This is a genomic window from Mesorhizobium sp. M0815 (assembly GCF_040319995.1).
In the GTDB taxonomy this organism is placed as follows: domain Bacteria; phylum Pseudomonadota; class Alphaproteobacteria; order Rhizobiales; family Rhizobiaceae; genus Mesorhizobium.
This window is the reverse complement of record NZ_JAMYOU010000001.1, coordinates 148,349-162,863: the sequence shown is the minus strand read 5'-3', so window position 1 is coordinate 162,863 and position 14,515 is coordinate 148,349. Positions and strand designations below refer to the sequence as shown.

General features: G+C 62.5%; 17 protein-coding genes. 8 read left to right on the top strand and 9 right to left on the bottom strand.

The genetic code is table 11. From position 1 onward, the window contains the following. Window positions 1-86 precede the first annotated feature (86 nt). The 3 genes from NKI01_RS00810 (at window position 87) to NKI01_RS00800 (ending at window position 1,984) form a co-directional block, all read left to right on the top strand. Complete coding sequence (locus NKI01_RS00810) at window positions 87-455, top strand: Hpt domain-containing protein (protein WP_023717831.1); 369 nt, start codon at window positions 87-89, stop codon at window positions 453-455. 97 nt (window positions 456-552) lie between these two features. Next, window positions 553-873 (top strand): 2Fe-2S iron-sulfur cluster-binding protein, encoded by a 321-nt coding sequence (locus tag NKI01_RS00805; protein ID WP_006334837.1) that lies wholly within the window; start codon window positions 553-555, stop codon window positions 871-873. A gap of 82 nt (window positions 874-955) precedes the next feature. After that, entirely contained in the window at window positions 956-1,984 is a 1,029-nt protein-coding gene (locus NKI01_RS00800; protein WP_023717829.1) for an NAD(P)/FAD-dependent oxidoreductase, read from the top strand. Between the two features lie 26 nt (window positions 1,985-2,010). On the opposite strand, the gene NKI01_RS00795 is transcribed toward NKI01_RS00800, so the two are convergent. Next, window positions 2,011-3,492, bottom strand: coding sequence for an MDR family MFS transporter (locus NKI01_RS00795; RefSeq protein ID WP_023717828.1), 1,482 nt, complete (start codon window positions 3,490-3,492; stop codon window positions 2,011-2,013). Between the two features lie 209 nt (window positions 3,493-3,701). Further along, complete coding sequence (locus tag NKI01_RS00790; protein WP_023717827.1) at window positions 3,702-4,319, bottom strand: DUF922 domain-containing Zn-dependent protease; 618 nt, start codon at window positions 4,317-4,319, stop codon at window positions 3,702-3,704. 96 nt (window positions 4,320-4,415) lie between these two features. On the opposite strand from NKI01_RS00790, the gene folP reads away from it, so the two are divergent. Genes folP through folK form a run of 3 tightly spaced genes read left to right on the top strand, consistent with a single transcriptional unit; the run spans window position 4,416 to window position 6,129 of the window. Next, window positions 4,416-5,261 (top strand): dihydropteroate synthase, encoded by an 846-nt coding sequence (folP, locus tag NKI01_RS00785; protein ID WP_023717826.1) that lies wholly within the window; start codon window positions 4,416-4,418, stop codon window positions 5,259-5,261. 3 nt (window positions 5,262-5,264) lie between these two features. After that, the gene (folB, locus tag NKI01_RS00780) at window positions 5,265-5,624 is read left to right on the top strand and encodes a dihydroneopterin aldolase (protein WP_023717825.1); all 360 of its coding nucleotides are present in this window, start codon (window positions 5,265-5,267) and stop codon (window positions 5,622-5,624) included. Continuing rightward, the gene (folK, locus tag NKI01_RS00775) at window positions 5,608-6,129 is read left to right on the top strand and encodes a 2-amino-4-hydroxy-6-hydroxymethyldihydropteridine diphosphokinase (RefSeq protein ID WP_352961558.1); all 522 of its coding nucleotides are present in this window, start codon (window positions 5,608-5,610) and stop codon (window positions 6,127-6,129) included. The genes folB and folK overlap by 17 nt, the downstream gene beginning before the upstream one ends. Window positions 6,130-6,154: 25 nt before the next feature. Here the strand turns inward: folK and NKI01_RS00770 are convergent, their stop codons facing one another. Beyond that, window positions 6,155-6,703 carry a DUF924 family protein gene (locus tag NKI01_RS00770; protein ID WP_031193615.1) on the bottom strand — a complete coding sequence of 183 codons (549 nt, stop codon included), beginning with the start codon at window positions 6,701-6,703 and terminating at the stop codon, window positions 6,155-6,157. A 20-nt stretch (window positions 6,704-6,723) separates the two neighbouring features. After that, window positions 6,724-8,559 carry a monovalent cation:proton antiporter-2 (CPA2) family protein gene (locus tag NKI01_RS00765; RefSeq protein ID WP_023717822.1) on the bottom strand — a complete coding sequence of 612 codons (1,836 nt, stop codon included), beginning with the start codon at window positions 8,557-8,559 and terminating at the stop codon, window positions 6,724-6,726. Window positions 8,560-8,791: 232 nt separating this feature from the next. Between NKI01_RS00765 and NKI01_RS00760 the strand changes: the two genes are divergently transcribed. Beyond that, window positions 8,792-9,058: a hypothetical protein gene (locus NKI01_RS00760; RefSeq protein WP_352961555.1), complete on the top strand. Its 267-nt coding sequence runs from the start codon at window positions 8,792-8,794 to the stop codon at window positions 9,056-9,058. Between the two features lie 62 nt (window positions 9,059-9,120). Here the strand turns inward: NKI01_RS00760 and NKI01_RS00755 are convergent, their stop codons facing one another. From NKI01_RS00755 to NKI01_RS00740, 4 genes are all read right to left on the bottom strand, one after another. Then, the gene (locus NKI01_RS00755; RefSeq protein WP_352961552.1) at window positions 9,121-9,675 is read right to left on the bottom strand and encodes a hypothetical protein; all 555 of its coding nucleotides are present in this window, start codon (window positions 9,673-9,675) and stop codon (window positions 9,121-9,123) included. An 87-nt stretch (window positions 9,676-9,762) separates the two neighbouring features. After that, window positions 9,763-10,857 carry a YcjF family protein gene (locus NKI01_RS00750; protein WP_023717819.1) on the bottom strand — a complete coding sequence of 365 codons (1,095 nt, stop codon included), beginning with the start codon at window positions 10,855-10,857 and terminating at the stop codon, window positions 9,763-9,765. Continuing rightward, window positions 10,854-12,332 (bottom strand): YcjX family GTP-binding protein, encoded by a 1,479-nt coding sequence (locus NKI01_RS00745; protein WP_023717818.1) that lies wholly within the window; start codon window positions 12,330-12,332, stop codon window positions 10,854-10,856. Before NKI01_RS00745 ends, NKI01_RS00750 begins: the two co-directional genes overlap by 4 nt. Window positions 12,333-12,396: 64 nt before the next feature. Next, window positions 12,397-12,900, bottom strand: a complete 504-nt coding sequence (locus NKI01_RS00740; RefSeq protein ID WP_023717817.1) for a SixA phosphatase family protein — start codon at window positions 12,898-12,900, stop codon at window positions 12,397-12,399. Between the two features lie 259 nt (window positions 12,901-13,159). On the opposite strand from NKI01_RS00740, the gene dksA reads away from it, so the two are divergent. Further along, window positions 13,160-13,576, top strand: coding sequence for an RNA polymerase-binding protein DksA (gene dksA, locus NKI01_RS00735; RefSeq protein ID WP_023717816.1), 417 nt, complete (start codon window positions 13,160-13,162; stop codon window positions 13,574-13,576). Between the two features lie 85 nt (window positions 13,577-13,661). Here dksA and NKI01_RS00730 read toward each other — a convergent pair whose 3' ends face one another. Further along, the gene (locus NKI01_RS00730) at window positions 13,662-14,414 is read right to left on the bottom strand and encodes a flagellar biosynthetic protein FliO (protein WP_031193614.1); all 753 of its coding nucleotides are present in this window, start codon (window positions 14,412-14,414) and stop codon (window positions 13,662-13,664) included. Window positions 14,415-14,515 lie beyond the last annotated feature (101 nt).

Sequence of the window (14,515 nt, the reverse complement as noted above, 5' to 3'; positions counted from 1 at the left end):
CGACATTTTTCCGGGTCAATCATTAACCCGTTGTCCACCGGATACGCCTATTTTTTGCGGCGGTCGAAGAACGGAGTCTCAAAGTGATACGTGGCGAAAACGGCATTGCCTTCTCGATGCCCGGCGGTGACGTGTCAGGGACAGCTGGGGCGCGGCCGATCGATCTGGCGCATCTTGCGCGCCAGACGATGGGCGATCGGAGCCTCGAGCAAGAGGTGCTGGCACTGTTCGTGCAGCAGGCGCTATCGGTGCGCGACAAGATCGTCGATGCGGATGTCAGGCAGCGGCTGCTACTGGCGCACGGGCTCAAAGGCTCGGCGCGCGGGGTCGGCGCCTTCGCCATTGCCGATTGCGCCAGTGCGATCGAATGCCGGCCCGACGACGCCAGCACGCTGAAGCGCCTTGGCTCACTGATCGAAGAAGTGCGCGACTTCGTCGCCGCCATCAGCCGATAGAACTTATTCCCAAAACGCCACGCAGCGGCGCTTTCGCGCCGCAGTTGACTTGTCTGGCAGAGTGATTATGTCGGCTCAGACTCCCTTCAGGTGACAAATGACCAAGCTGACCTTCATCGCCCATGACGGCACGCATTTTGACGTGGATGCCGAAAACGGCTCGACCGTCATGGAAAATGCGATCCGCAATGCGGTGCCGGGAATAGAAGCGGAATGCGGCGGCGCCTGCGCCTGCGCGACCTGCCATGTCTATGTCGACGAAGCCTGGACGGCGGAGGTCGGCGAGCCGGAAGCCATGGAAGAAGACATGCTGGACTTCGCCTACGACGTCCAGCCGAATTCGCGGCTGTCATGCCAGATCAAGGTGCGCGACGCCCTCGATGGGCTGGTCGTGCGCGTGCCGGCCCGCCAAGGCTGAAGCCGATTTTTGCGGCTGCCGCTTGGCAGCGGACCAATGGTCATGCAGTGTCGCGCCGTTTTCCCATAAAGGCGCATGCTTCATGACCGCTATCACCAAGACGGACGTACTCATTGTCGGGGCAGGGCCTGTCGGCCTGTTTGCCGTATTCGAGCTCGGCCTCTTCGACATGAAGTGCCATCTGATCGACATACTCGACCGGCCCGGCGGGCAGTGCGCCGAACTCTACCCGGAAAAGCCGATCTACGACATTCCGGGTTGGCCCTCGATCTCGGCGCAAGGTCTGGTGGACAAGCTGCTTGAGCAGATCGCGCCGTTCAAGCCCGAATTCACCTATAACCGCATGGTTTCGAGCCTGGAAAGGCTGGAGGACGGCAGCTTCCGCGTCACTACCGACGAAAACGAGGTGTTCGAAGCCAAAATTGTGGTGATTGCCGCCGGCGGCGGCTCTTTCCAGCCGAAGCGGCCGCCGATTCCAGGCATCGAACCCTATGAAGGCAAGAGCGTGTTCTACTCGGTGCGCCGGATGGAGGACTTTCGCGGCCATGACCTCGTCATCGTCGGCGGCGGCGATTCGGCGCTCGACTGGACGCTAAACCTGCAGCCGGTGGCCAAGAGCGTGACGCTGGTGCATCGGCGGCCCGAATTCCGGGCAGCGCCCGACAGCGTCAACAAGATGTATGCCATGCAAGAGATGAAGCAGCTGGAATTCCAAGTCGGACAGGTGACGGGCCTGACCGGCAGCGACGGCCAGCTAGCCTCCGCCACGATCAAGGGGCCGGAGGGCGATGTCGAAGTGCCGTGCACGCGGATGCTGCCATTTTTCGGCCTGACGATGAAGCTCGGCCCAATCGCCGAATGGGGCCTCAATCTCCACGAAAACCTGATCCCGGTCGACACCGAAAAATTCCAGACGTCGGTGCCCGGCATCTTCGCCGTCGGCGACATCAACTGGTACCCCGGCAAGCTGAAGCTGATCCTGTCGGGCTTCCATGAGGTCGCTCTAATGGCACAGGCAGCCAAGCGCATCATCAGCCCCGGCGAGCGCATCGTGTTCCAGTATACGACTTCGTCGACCAGCCTGCAGAAGAAGCTCGGCGTGGTCGACTGAAGCTCGCCGGATTTCACCAGGCCGGTCTACTCCGCCAGGGCTGGGGCCGAAGCCTCGGCATGGCCGCGAAGCGTTTTCTCCGGCATCAGCCAGAGCGTGATGAACGACAGCAGCAAGGTCGCGGCGGCGGCAAGAAAGATCATCACGAACGGCGTGGCTGAGGCGATATGGCCGGCCGTCTGCGTGCCTTCGCTGGCCAGCGGCAGCCCGTAACCAAGGGCGACGGCACCAAGCATGGCGACGCCAAGCGCACTACCCAGCGAGCGGAGGAAGGTGAGAACGCCGGTCGCCACGCCAAGGTGCATGCGATCGACGGCGTTCTGGACCGAGACAGTGGCAACCGGAAAGGTCGTGCCTGTGCCCAGGCCTATGCAGGTCGTCAACACCTCGACAAGCAATAGCGAGGCATGCCCGGCGACCAGGCTGAGCACGCCGAGGCACAGGATCGAGAAAACAGTTCCGACCATGGCAATGCGCTTGTAGTGGAAAAAGCGTGGGATCATTCGCGCGCTGAATGTCGCACCGGCCACCGTGCCGAGCATCAGCCCAAGCAACGCGGTGCCAGATTCGCTGACTGACAGGCCGACGACCGATTGCAGGTAGACCGGCAGATAGACCGACAAGCCGACATTGGCGGCCTGCAGCAGGAACATCGACAACGTGCCGGCGAGAACGATCGGATTGCCGAGCACTTCCAGCGAGATCAGCGGTTCGGCCGCGCGCATCAGCCGCAGCGCGAACGCGCTCCAGAACACCGCTGAGCAGGCGAGCAGTCCAAGGATTTCACGCGACAGCCACGGATACTCGCTGCCGCCCCAGTTCAAGGCAAGCAGCAGCAGCGAGGTGGCCGCGACCAGAAGCAGCGCGCCGAGGCCGTCGATGCGGTGATGTTTTGCGGCGATCGGCAGCTTCTTGAGCGGATTGTTAATGATCGCCATCGCCAGCAGGCCGAGCGGAATGTTGATCCAGAAGATCAGCGACCAATGCAGATGTTCGGCGAAGGTGCCGCCGAGCAGCGGCCCGGCGATGCTGGCGACGGCCCAGGTGCCCGAAATCCAGGCGGCGTAGCGAGCCCGCTCGCGCGGCGGCACGAGGTCGCCGATCACGGTCTGCGTCAGGGCGAAGAGCCCGCCGCCGCCGGCGCCCTGGATCGCCCGGCCGACAACCAGGACCAGCATGTTGGGGGCCGTGGCGCTGACCAGCGACCCGGCGAGAAAGATCAGGATTGCCGCATAGACGGTCGGCCGGCGGCCATAGATATCGGAGATCTTGCCGTAGAGCGGCGCCACTGCGGTCGCGGTCAGAAGATAGCCGGTTACGATCCACGGCAGATATTCGGCATGCCCGAGCAGACGTGCCATCGTCGGCATCGCCGGCGCGACGATGGTTTGGTCGAGCGCCGCCAGCAGCATTGACAAAAGCACGCCGCCGATGATGGCGTTTTTCTCGGTTTCGGTCAGCGGCGTGCTGGTTTCCACCATCGCTTGCTTGTCGATAGCCTGGTCCATATCCGTTCATCCATTATGCCTGCGTGCACTTCCGCGACGGGCTGGGAAGCATCTACCGATTGGCGTTTGCCGGAGGCTGATCCCTGCGAACCTGGCATATGTCGTTCGCTATAGGCCGATTTCGACAGCGGCTCGAAAGTTTTTCGAAGCTGGCACTATGCTTCGCCAAATTGGCTTTGTTCCAAATTTGGCTTTGTCCGACGCGGAGTTCAGCCGGGAGCGAGCCGTCCATTCTCAATGCGCTCGATGCGATAGTGCAAAAGCCGCAGGATGCGGCTTTGGAAATTGACGCTTTCCACACGATCGAAGCGCATCTGGTCCTGGTCGTGCTTGGCAAGCATGGCCGCTGTAATTTTCGCGGCCTTGGCCTTGGCCAATTCGCAGGTCTTTTCAGGGTAGCTCGCCTTCAAGGCGTCTTCTAGTTCGCGGCCATGGTTCTTGGCAATCTCGACGTGGCGTTCCTCATGGCGCTTGATGTCGGCGGACAAAGTCTCCCAGAACAGCTTGACGCCTGCATCGGCTTTGCGCGGGCGGCGCCACTCGGGAAGGATAACCTTGACCTTGACGGTAACGGCAGCGTCGGCAATCCAGCACGAGCCCGGCTTTTGCGCATAACTGACGCGGGTGGTGAACGCCATCTGGGTGGCGCCGGGATGCCGCGACCCGGTGCTTTTCACCTGAGGCCCGAGTTTCGACAGCTGGGTCCCGATGTCGTCGAGCGTCCTGCCGCCGATCGGGAAATAACTATATGTCTTGACGAGAGTCGTAGCGCCGGCCGGGAATGCGGTCAGAGCGAGCATCAGGGCGCAGAGGAGGGATCGTTTCATCGTGTTGCCTCTTTGCCCACCTTGCTTTACCGCCGTCTCCGGCGCAACGGAATTGATCCCCGGTCATGACGTGGGATCGAACATGGTTGATGGGCAATGATGACAGGGCGATGGCAGCTGGCGCATGGGCGCCATCTTGACCTTGGCGGCAAGGCCATCGTCGTCGGCATCCTCAACGTCACGCCGGACAGTTTTTCCGACGGCGGGCTGTTCGATGCCCCGGAAAAAGCGGTGGACCAGGCGCGCCGTATGGTGGAGGAGGGAGCCTCCGTCATCGACATCGGCGGAGAATCGACGCGTCCCGGTGCCTCTCCGGTGTCTGCAAAGGAAGAGCAGGCCCGCATAGTGCCCATCATCGAGGCGCTCGCGACGTCTGGCGGAACGCTGATCTCGGTCGATACCTATCGCCAGGATACGGCGCGGCTTGCCGTCCAAGCCGGTGCACATATCGTCAACGACGTCTGGGGCCTGCAGCGCGAGCCGGGCATTGCCAGCGTCGCTGCCGAAACCGGCGCCGGCCTTGTCATCATGCACACGGGACGGGACCGGCAGAAACTGCCCGACGTGATTGCCGATCAGCTCTTCTTCCTCAGGAAGTCGCTGGAAATCGCGCAACGGAGCGGTGTTGCCGACGACCACATCGTGCTCGATCCGGGCTTCGGCTTCGCCAAGGAGACAGCCGCGGAAAACCTTGACCTGATGGCACGGTTTTCCGAGCTTCGTGCGCTGGGCTTTCCGCTGATGGCCGGCACATCGCGAAAGCGCTTTATCGGCACCGTCACCGGCCGCGACGCAGCGGCAAGGGGCGCCGGAACCGCCGCCACAAGCGTCATCCTGAGGCTCAAAGGCGCGCATCTTTTTCGCGTCCACGATGTCGCAATCAACGTGGATGCGTTGGCTATTGCCGATGCTATGCTGGCACGTGAGATCGGGGAAAGCTGAGCCATGTATGTCATCCGCATGAAGAACTGCGCCTTCTTCGCCCGGCACGGTGTGCTGGACGAAGAGGAGACGCTCGGCCAGCGCTTTTATGTCGATGCGGCGCTCACGGTAGACCCCGGGCGGGCGCTGGTCGACGATTCTATCGAGGACACCGTCAATTACGGCATCGCCTTTGCGGTCATCGAAAAGATCATTACCGGCGAGCGGCGCTTTCTGATCGAAGCGCTGGCGCTCGAAGTGGCGAGGGCGCTGACGGCGCGGTTTCCGCAGATCAAAAAGGCCGAGATCACCGTGCGCAAGCCGAACGCCCCGGTGCCGGGTGTGCTCGATCATGTCGAGGTGACCGTTGTCTGGCCAGAATAGTAACAACAACACCGTCTATCTCAGCCTTGGCGGCAATCTCGGTGATCCGACGAAGTCGATGGCTGTGGCACTGGGCATTCTGGATGCCGACGAGAGCACGCGCGTCGTTGCCGTTTCGTCGCTCTACCGAACGCCGCCCTGGGGCAAGCTCGATCAGCCGGATTTCCTCAATGCGGCGGCCGAGATCTCGACCGCGCTTGCGCCGCGGGCTTTGCTCGACCTTTGCCTCGACGCCGAGCGAAAACTGAAGCGGGTGCGGGAGGAGCGCTGGGGTCCGCGCCTAATCGACATCGACATTCTGGTGTTCGGTGACCGCATCATCCACGAGACCGGACTGGAGGTGCCGCATCCGCGCATGCTGGAGCGCGCCTTCGTGCTGGCACCGCTGGCAGAAATTGCACCGAAGCTTGTGGTCGACGGCAAGAGCGTGTCGGAGCGACTGGCCGCCGTCGACACGTCGGGTATTGAACGGCTGCCGTCAGGCCGGAAATGGTGGAAGACCTGACGCTGCCGCCATCGGTGGCCGAAAATCAGCCGGAAAACCCACCACCGTCGAGGAACATTTGTTCGTCCGGTGTCGTCTCCCGGCCAAGCATCCTGTTTCGGTGTGGAAAGCGGCCGAAGCGCTGGATGATGTCGCGGTGTTCTACGGCATATTTCAGATAGGACGGGGCTTTGGCGGCGGTAAGCTCCATCGATTTGAGCTGATCGGCGAGATCCTCCGAATGCTCATAGGGCAGATAAAGAAAGACGCGGAGCTCTTCGTCGAGCGCCAAGTCATGGCCGGCAGCGATCGCCTTCCCGGCAAAATGCCGCGCCAGCGGGTCCGTGGCGTACATGTGGCCAGTGCCGCGAAAGCAGTTTCGCGGAAACTGGTCGAGCAGGATCATCAGTGCCAGCGACCCTTCGGCGTGTTCGGACCAGCCGTCGCATTCGCGGCGGGCGGCGGCGAAGTGCAGATCGAGAAACCGGGTGCGGAAGTCGGCATCAAAAGCGTCGTTCTTCTCGAACCATGCGTCCTCCCCGGCGTGGCGCCAGAATCTGGTGACGGAGAGCGCGCGTTCGTCCAGTTCATCCATCATTCGCATCTTCCCAAGGATTAATCGGCCGGCTCGGATTTCTGCAGCACGCCGGCGGTTTCCTCATTGAGCGCCTGACCCGCGCGGCGTGGTGTGCTGAGCGGCGTCGGGATGGGGGTGCCAATATTGCCTTTGAGGAAGCGCCGTCCGGCGCGGATGCCTTCGGCCTGTTGAAGCTCGAAACGGGCAGCGTCGCGGCGGCGGACGTCCTCGACTACCTCGGCGACCTCTTCCGGGTCGACGCCGAGGGCTTCCAGCGTCGAGCCGCCGAAGACAAGCGCCGATTCGAACGTCTCGCGGAGCTGATAGTCAACGCCGGCACGAATGAGCTGCAACGCGGTGCCGCGGTCGAACGCCCGTGCCAGCACTGTCAGCAAGGGAAACTCCGCCTTGATCAGTTCCGCGATGCGCACGGCGGCATCGGGCTTGTCAACGCAGATCAGCACGGCGCGTGCCCGCCCGGCTCCCGCGGCTCGCAGGATGTCCAGCCGCGTGCCGTCGCCGTAATAGACCTTGAAGCCGAAATCGGCCGCTGCTTGGATCATTTCGACCTCGTTGTCGATGATCGACACGTCGATGCCGCGCAACAAAAGCGGCTGGCTGGCGATCTGGCCGAACCGGCCAAAGCCTATGATCAGCACGCTGCCGGTCAGGCCGTTGGCGACATCGACGCCTTCAAGCGACTGCTCGTCGCGCGGCGTCAGATACCGCAGTGCAATGATCGCCAACGGCGTCAGCACCATGGAAATGATGACAATGGCGGTCAGCATCGCATTGGCTTGGCCGTCGATAATGCCCACCGCAGCCGCCGCGGAATAGAGGACGAAGGCGAATTCGCCGCCTTGCGCCATGAAGACGGCGCGCTCGAGCGCTTCCCGATGGTCGGTTTTGAGGACGCGGGCAACGATATAGATGCCGATCGCCTTCATCACCATGTAGGCGACGACATAGATGGCAATGAGCTGCCAGTTGACGACGACGACATGCAGGTCGAGCGACATGCCGACGGCGAGGAAGAACAGCCCGAGCAGAATGCCGCGGAACGGTTCGATGTCGGCCTCCAGCTGGTGGCGGAAGGTCGATTCCGACAAAAGCACGCCGGCCAGGAAGGCGCCCATGGCCATCGACAGGCCGGAAAGCTGCATGGCGAGCGCTGACCCGAGAACGACCAGAAGGGCAGCTGCGGTCATCACCTCACGGGCGCGCGCATCCGCCAGGATACGGAAGAACGGATTGAGCAGATAGCGCCCGGCAACCACCAGCCCGACGATTGCGGCAAGGCCGATGCCGACCTCCGTCAACCTATCCGACAGGCTCATATCGGCGCCGCCCGGCGCGAGGAAGGCGATCAGCGCCAGCAGCGGCACGATGGCCAGATCTTCCAAAAGCAGGACCGAGACGATGCGCTGGCCCTTGGGCGTTGCCAGGTCGCCGCGTTCTTCCAGCAATTGCATGACGATTGCCGTCGAGGTGAGTACGAAACCGGCGCCAGCGACGAAGGATTGCGCGATCGGGAAACCTCCCGCCAGGCCGACGCCGGTCAGCAGAACCGCGCAGACGCCGACCTGCAGCGCACCAAGCCCGAAAATCTCGCGGCGCAGGCCCCATAGGCGTGACGGCTGCATCTCCAGCCCGATGATGAACAGGAACATGACGACGCCGAGTTCGGCGACATGAAGAATGGCTTCCGATTCGGAAAAGACGCGCAGCCCGAATGGGCCGATCACGACGCCGGCCGCCAAATAGCCGAGGATGGAGCCAAGTCCCATGCGCCTGAAGATCGGCACCGCAACGACGCCGGCGGCAAGCAGCGCCACCACCTGGATCAGATCGCTGTTCGATGCCTCTGCCGCCATGCCTGCCCTTCCGCTCTCCTGGGAGTCAAGCGGCCAAGATAGGGGCTTCGGAGCGGATCGAACAGTGTGAATCCGGCGCATTGTGCAGGCGATATTGCAGGCGCACTGCACAGGATAATGGCCTCTTCCAGGCGTTGCTTGTTTTCGCTATCCGGCGCTAAGGACGCCCGGCTTCGGCCAGTGGAGGGTGAGCGACGATCAAGTCACGGCCCTTTTTGAGGAGAGGACTGACATGAAGAAGTTTTTGCTGGTTGCCGTTGGCATCGCGGCACTTGCCGGCTCTGCCTGTTCGAAGGCGCCGGAGTGCACGACCGAGATGCTGACCAAGAAGGCTCAGGACATGACTGCGGCACTTCAGGCTGCTATCACCAAGGATCCGGCCAAGGCAGCCGACCTCACAGCCAAGGTCCAGGCGGTCACAACCATGTATCAGGGCGGCACGACAGCAGCCGAGGCCTGCAAGGCCTATGACGAGTTGATTGCAGCGATCAAGGGCTGAGCACCCATCTGCATGTCAAGGACGGCGGCGGCGTTTGGTTGCCGCCTTTTCACGCCGAAAGCTCAGTTCGGAGTTATGGAGCCGACCTCGACTGCATCGATCCGCTTCAACTTCATACCGATGACCGGGACCAGCTGCTGGTCGACCCGCACGGCAACGGTCACCGTCATCGAATTGTCGTCGGGGACAAGCGCCTGCATCACGCCGCGCAACTGATTGCGATTAATGGTGAAAACCACCTTGTGCGCATCGACGACATTGCCGCCGATAATGTCGAGGCCGGAGCCGGCGGCCCCGCCCATGAAGCTGCCCTTGTAGCCCTGCCGGCCCTTGTGTTCGATCGTTGCCGACATCTGCTGGGTGAACATACCGACCCGGCAGCCGCCGTCGAGCGACATGCCGACCTTGCCGTCAGGCGTCGAGCCAATGAAGCTGCAGGTGAATTTCGTGCCCTTGTATTTGCCGGCAACGATTTCTCCGGGGCCGACCCATTTGCCCTCGACCGATCGAAAGAACTGCTTGTCCGGTTCCGCCGCCGAAGCCTTTCCGGCAATGCCGATGGTTGCGACAAGGGCGAGCGCCACGTGCAGCACGTTGGACAAAATAACGCTTTTCATCGACGACACCCGGCAACAAAGAGACTGGTTTGGACGCTTCCGACCATGAACAAGATTGGTTAATGCTTTGTCACCCCAAGGCGGTAGTCACGTCTCGGAAGCGGATGTTTCTTTTTCTTTCTTTGCCGCAAAGGAGGTCAGCGCGGAAAGGAAATCGCCCAATCCTGGACGCCTGACGGCGTTAAAGGGCAGGGGCCTTGCCGTTTCCATCGCTGCAATGCCGATGCGCGCCGTCATCATGCCGTTGACGACGCCTTCGCCGAGCTTGGCCGAGAGCCGAGCCGCAAGGCCATGGCCGACGATCTGCTGGACGAAACTGTCGCCGACGGCGATCGACCCAGTGACCGCGAGATGGGCGAGAACGCTGCGCGCCAGGCGAAAAAAGCCTAGCGTGCCGGGGCGGCCGCCATAGAGCTCCGACAGACGGCGAATCAGCCGGCCGGCTTCGAACACGACATAAGCGACGTCGACCAGCGCGCGCGGACTGACCGCGGTCACCAGGGACACGCGCTTCGCCGCTTCGAGGATCATCATCTTGGCGCGGGCATCGAGCGGGCCGAGGATCTCGGTCTCGGCCAGCCGCACCAGATTGCCGCCATCGATGATCTCGCCGCGCAATTCGGCCAGCGAGCGCCTGCCGGCCGCGGTTTCGGGCTTGGCCGCGACAAATGCCGACAACTCGTCGACCACGGCGCGGGCGGCCTTCGGATCATCGCGGGCAATCGCATCGAGCGCCCGCTTCTGCAACTTTTCGACCTCGGCGAGGCGAGCAATCGCCACGAATTCGCGGATAAGGATGACTACAAGCGCCAGGATGGCGATCAATGCCATTCCGGCCGCCAGCCAGCCCAGCCACTCGGCGCGCTCGAACAGGTCGCGAATCAGCTGGTCGGTCCAGAGGCCAAGGGCGAGCGAAACCAGAACGCCCAGCGCGCCGAAGAACAGGCAGCCAAGCAGCGAACGTTTTCGCGGCGCAATCGCCGGCGGCGGTTCGGCAGCGACGACATCAGGCTCGTCGAAGACGTCGATCTCCGCCGGTGTGACCACGGCAAGATCCGCCTTCACGTTACGCGGCTTTCGCGCCGGCGCGGCCTCGGCCCCGGAATGGCGAGCCGTCGGATCTACCTTCGGCTGGGGCTCCGGCTCGATGCGAAAGGCCGCCGGTCTGCGGGGCGCGCTCATGCGAGATGATCTCCGATCAGGAACTGCACCGCGCGGTCGAGCCTGATATGCGGCAGCGACAGCGTCACGCCCTCGGCCGTGCGCTCGAGTTTCGGCGGGCGAAAGCGCACGAAGCGGATCGCCGGGTCGTCATCGTTCTGCTGGTGCTTCGATTCGAAACCATCGAACACCGCATCAACTTTCTCCGGCAAATCACCGGGAAATATGGCTGTTTCGGTCTTTCCGTCAAAGGTTTCGCCATTGATTTTTTCGCCACGCAATGGCGTGCCGATAATGACCGGCAAAGTCTCACGGCCCTGCTTGACCGTGCCTTCCCGAGTCGCGCGCATGGCCGCCATGGCGACGACGTCGACGTCGGCACCAGTGAAATTCGCCCGCGCCACGGCGCGGTCGGCAAGCCGCCGCACGATCGCCTGCAGCCGGTCGTGGCTTTCGTGGTGCAGATGGTCGGCCTTGGTCGCGGCCACCAATATGCGGTCGATGCGTCTTGAAAACAGGTCGGTCAGGAAGTTGCCCCGGCCGGGCCGGAAACAGGACAGGATTTCGGTGACCGCGCGTTCCAGATCGGCCATAGCACCGGGGCCGGCGTTCAATGCCTGTAAGGCGTCGATGAGCACTATCTGCCGGTCGAGGCGCGTGATGTGTTCGCGAAAGAACGGTTTGACGACATACGTCTTGTAAGCCTCGTAGCGCCGCTCCATCATCGCCTGCAGCGATCCGGAGCGGGCGCGCCCGAGGCCGAGTTTCGGCAGCGGCGCAAAGGTCAGCGCCGGCGATCCTTCAAGATCGCCGGGCATCAGGAAGCGGCCGGGCGGTAGGGTCGAAAGCGCCCGCTCGTCAAGCTTGCAGGCCTTGAGGTAGGCGGCGAAGCTCTCGGCGAGACGGCGCGCCGTCATCTCGTCGGCGTCGTCGTTGGGGTCGACGGAGGCAGAGAGCGCCTGCCATTCCCGCGAAAGATCGACACGCACCGGCAACACGGCCATCTCGAAGGCCTCACGCGAAAAATCGGCGTAGGACTTGCCGAGCAGCGGCAGGTCGAGCAGCCATTCGCCGGGATAATCGACGACGTCGACGGACAATTTGCCGGCGGAAAACATGCGGCTCCAACCGGAGGCCGATTCGTATTCGATGGTGAGCCTCAGTTCGGAAATCGCACGCGTCGAGTCCGGCCAGACACGGTCGTCGACAAGAGCCGCGATGTGATCCTCGTACTGGAAGCGTGGTACGGCGTCGTCCGGCTGCTCTTCGAGAAAGGCCCTGGCGATGCGCCCCGATTTTTGTGCCTCAAACAGCGGCAAGCGTCCGCCATGGACCAGATTGTGCACAAGGGCCGAGATGAACACCGTCTTGCCGGCGCGGGACAGCCCGGTCACGCCAAGACGCAGCGACGGAGCGAAAAGCCCGGCAGCGCGGCCTGACAACGTATCCAAGGCGATCTTCGCCTCGTCGGTGAAAGTCGTCAGCGATGATGCCAAAATCTGTTCTCGCGGGGCCGGTCAGCCACCGATATAGGCTTTGAGGCGCGGCTTTGAAATGGCCTCAGATATCGGCAGGCGTCAGGAAGGCTTCGAGATAGCCGGCGCCAGGCGCAGCCTCCGCAAGACTGCCGTTGAACCGGACCACCGCAAGTGCGGAGGTCGGGAAGCCGTGGTTCAGCATGGCCCGCGCGGTCTCGTTGCCGTCGCCTGAGAGCGCCATGGCGAGATCCTCAATCATCGGATTGTGGCCAATGACGAGCAGGGCGTCCAGCCCGCCATTCTGCCGGACGGCAGCGAGGTACGCGGCGGCATCGTCGTTGTAGAGCGCGTCAAAGAACAGCACCCGGCCCGTGTCCGTATGGCCAGCTAAGCTTTCCAGCGTCTGGCGGGCACGCCTGGCGCTTGAGCACAGGGTGAGGCCCGGTACGTATTTGCGAGAACGCATCAGCACGCCCATCGCTTCGGCATCGGCGAAGCCAGATGTATAGAGCGGGCGGTCGAAGTCGGCGACGCCGGGCAGCGCCCAGCCGGCCTTCGCATGCCTCAGCAGGTAAAGTCTGGTCACCGGATCCCCGTTGTGCCGGGCACCGAACCCGTCAATACGCCGCAGGATTTGCCATCAGAAGAGCTCCGTGCGCAATGGCAAGCGTCCTTCAAGCATAGCGAATCATGTATGAATTCGGTCGTATTCTTCGCAAAAAGGGCATCGCGGATGCCGTTTGTCCGGGACTAACAATTGCGTGAAACAGTCGTCGATTGACCTTGTGCAGTTTTCGGTCCGCGAATATATAGGCGCCAAATTTGGGGTTTGTTGGGTGAGTCGAATGAACGACATCGTTACCGCCGATTACGTACCCTCCGAAGACGAGCCGTTCATGAACGAGCGGCAGAAATCCTACTTTCGCCTGAAGCTCGTCACCTGGAAGAACGACATCTTGCGCGAAGCGCGCGAAACTCTCGAAATCCTGCAGCAGGAAAACGCCAACCATCCCGATCTCGCCGATCGGGCTTCCTCAGAAACCGACCGCGCCATCGAACTTCGCGCCCGCGATCGCCAGCGAAAACTCATCTCGAAGATCGATTCCGCCCTCCAGCGCCTTGACGAAGGCACCTACGGCTATTGCGAGGAAACAGGCGAGCCGATCGCGCTGAAGCGGCTCGACGCGCGCCCGATCGCGACCTTGTCGATCGAGGCACAGGAGCGCCATGAGCGGCGCGAGAAGGTGTACCGCGACGACTGAGTCGGCGGGAAAAACAGAGCGGCATCGGTAAAGCGTTCAAAATGGCCGGTTTTCCGGCCATTTTCATTGGCCGTTCGCTATCAGCCTATCTTTTCTGATTGGACAACTCGCCGAGGAGCTTCGTCATCTCGTCGTCGAGAGAGGGCGATGCCTTCGCCACCGGCTTGCTCGGCGTTTGGCTGAAGCGTGGCTCGTCGAGGGAAACCTCCAGCTCCTTCATCAGCGCATCGTCGATCGACTCGTGCTGTGCCGGCGGCTCGTATCTTGCCGGGGAGTCCTGTCTTGTCGGCGGCGGCGCATGCCGTGAAGCATTGGCGTTGACGGATCCATAATTTGGCAACGGTGTGACGTTCGATGGCGGTTTCGGCGCCGGTGCCGGCATTGTTGCCGGCATTGTCGCCGTCTGGCGGGCTCGGACAGGGGTTGCGGCTACGCTTGCCGCCTGCGGCGGCGCTTGCCTCACCGGCGCGGCTGTGGTCTGAGCCGATCTTGCTGCCGGCTGGTGGCTGTTATCTCCGGTCAATGCCGGGCGGCGCAGCGCCGAGAGCCTGATGTCGCGCTCGACGACGACGTCGGTCGGACCACCGATCAAGAGCAGGTGCTCGATATCGTCGCGGCGCACCAGCACCAGCCGCCGGTGACTGTCGACCGCTGTGGCATCCATGACCGCCAGCCGCGTCTTGCGGTTCCTGCCGCCGGCGACGAATGTTCCGAAGGTCAGGCTGCGGACCAGCCTGATGATAAGAAGAATGATGAGCAGAAGGACAAGTACTGCAAACGTCCACAGGATTGCCGCGGCATAACCAGGACCCGCCACGCCATCCAGCCATTGCAGCATTGGTTCCCCCAAAATCAGCTTTCGAAGAGACGCGACACTAGACTGTTGCGGCAGGCCACCGCAAGTTGCCTTTCACGCTTCGTGAACAGCTTGAAACACCG